Annotated in this window: 2 protein-coding genes and 2 pseudogenes; all 4 read left to right on the forward strand. The window is 44.0% G+C overall.

Annotation, left to right across the window (positions count from 1 at the left end; genetic code table 11):
* Positions 1-202, forward strand: a pseudogene (locus tag SORDD16_RS09195) (AAA family ATPase); the annotation flags it as partial.
* Positions 195-511 (forward strand): annotated as a pseudogene (locus SORDD16_RS09200) (hypothetical protein). The pseudogenes SORDD16_RS09195 and SORDD16_RS09200, both read left to right, overlap by 8 nt.
* A 130-nt stretch (positions 512-641) precedes the next feature.
* Complete coding sequence (gene rsmA / locus SORDD16_RS09205) at positions 642-1,514, forward strand: 16S rRNA (adenine(1518)-N(6)/adenine(1519)-N(6))-dimethyltransferase RsmA (protein ID WP_061453215.1); 873 nt, start codon at positions 642-644, stop codon at positions 1,512-1,514.
* A 1-nt stretch (position 1,515) separates the two neighbouring features.
* A partial coding sequence (rsgA, locus tag SORDD16_RS09210; protein WP_241734053.1) for a ribosome small subunit-dependent GTPase A occupies positions 1,516-2,157 on the forward strand: 642 nt, incomplete at its 3' end.

The following is a 2,157-nucleotide window of genomic DNA, read 5'->3' on the forward strand; positions in this document are numbered from 1 at the left end:
TAAGACCATTTTGAAAAATCCGCCTTTGATTTTGGCAGATGAACCAACAGCAGCCCTTGATCCTGAAAATTCAGAGGAGGTTATGAATCTCTTGGTGGATTTGAAAGATGAAAATCGCATTATCATCATTGCGACCCATAACCCCTTGGTCTGGAACAAGGCAGATGAAATCATTGATATGAAGGAACTTGCTCATGTGTGAAAAGATTCGTATTCGCAGGGTTTCTGATTACCCCGGTATCAGAGGTGGTTTAGAAGACATTCTAATTATGGAAAATATGACCAATAATCTCATCTTGGTTCAAATCCGTGTTAATGGCTATTTGTTAGATTTTGCTAGTATTGAAGGGCAACGACAAAAACACTATCGCTTACAAAATATACCACAGGAAGTCCTCCTGACCGTAGACGATGTGGAGGATGATGTCGATCTCACCCTGATTGAAAATCGAAGTTATGAAGTTATAAAGAAGCTGATCTTTTTGAACGCATATTTCAGGCGAATCAGTAAACCCACTCTTAGAGCTTCCTAATTGCTATCTTCCTTCATGAGGGAAGATGGCTTTTTGGTGTGATTTTCACTCCCAAAATACCAAGGGAATGTGTTACAATAGAGGTAGTAACTATAGAAAAGAGAATAGATGAGAATTGCAGATTATAGCGTGACCAAGGCAGTGCTGGAGCGTCACGGTTTTACCTTTAAAAAGTCCTTTGGGCAAAATTTCCTGACGGATACCAATATCCTTCAAAAAATCGTGGATACAGCAGCCATTGATGATCAGGTCAATGTCATTGAAATCGGGCCAGGTATAGGTGCCTTGACGGAATTTTTGGCTGAGCGTGCAGCTCAAGTCATGGCATTTGAGATCGACCACCGTTTGGTGCCGATTTTGGCGGATACCCTGCGAGATTTTGACAATGTGACCGTGATCAACGAAGACATTCTCAAGGTTGATTTGGCACAACAGATCCAGAACTTCAAAAATCCTAACCTACCAATCAAGGTGGTGGCTAACTTGCCCTACTACATCACGACCCCTATTCTCATGCATCTGATCGAGTCCAAAATTCCCTTCCAAGAATTTGTGGTTATGATGCAAAAGGAAGTAGCAGATCGTATCTCAGCCCAGCCCAATACCAAGGCTTACGGTAGCTTGTCGATTGCGGTTCAGTATTACATGACAGCCAAGGTTGCCTTTATCGTGCCTCGTACAGTCTTTGTGCCAGCGCCAAATGTGGACTCGGCCATCTTGAAAATGGTGCGTCGTCCAGAGCCAGCCGTAGCAGTAGAAGATGAGAACTTCTTCTTTAAGGTTTCCAAGGCTAGCTTCACTCATCGTCGCAAGACCTTGTGGAACAACTTGACAGGCTACTTTGGGAAAACTGATGAAATCAAGGATAAGCTGACCAAGGCTTTGGATCAGGCAGGCTTGTCTCCATCTGTGCGTGGTGAAGCTCTTGACTTAGAAGAATTTGCCAGCCTGGCAGATACGCTTAAAGGACAAGGACTCTAAGATGCAGGGACAAATCATTAAAGCCTTGGCAGGCTTCTACTATGTAGAGAGTGATGGGCAAGTCTATCAGACACGTGCGCGTGGGAATTTCCGCAAAAAAGGGCACACTCCTTATGTCGGAGACTGGGTAGATTTTTCTGCAGAGGAAAATTCCGAAGGTTATATCCTCAAAATTCATGAACGAAAAAACAGTTTGGTCCGTCCGCCTATTGTTAATATTGACCAAGCTGTGGTAATCATGTCAGTCAAGGAACCTGATTTTAACAGCAATTTGCTGGATCGTTTCTTGGTTCTTTTGGAGCACAAGGGAATCCATCCCATCGTTTATATTTCCAAAATGGACTTGCTGGAAGATAGGGGAGAGCTGGATTTTCACCAGCAGACTTACGGTGCCATTGGTTACGACTTTGTGACCAATAAGGAGAAACTTCTGCCTTTGTTGACAGGAAAAGTGACGGTCTTTATGGGGCAGACAGGTGTTGGGAAGTCAACCCTCCTCAATAGAATCGCACCGGATCTCAATCTTGAAACAGGAGAGATCTCAGACAGTCTGGGTCGCGGTCGTCATACCACTCGAGCTGTTAGTTTTTACAACCTCAATGGGGGTAAAATCGCGGACACACCAGGCTTTTCATCACTGGAT

This window comes from Streptococcus oralis (assembly GCF_001578945.1).
Classification (GTDB): domain Bacteria; phylum Bacillota; class Bacilli; order Lactobacillales; family Streptococcaceae; genus Streptococcus; species Streptococcus oralis_Q.

Coding starts and splice junctions, on each gene's coding strand:
- rsmA (WP_061453215.1), top strand. CDS start 642: ATGAGAATTGCAGATTATAGCGTGACCAAGGCAGTGCTGGAGCGTCAC.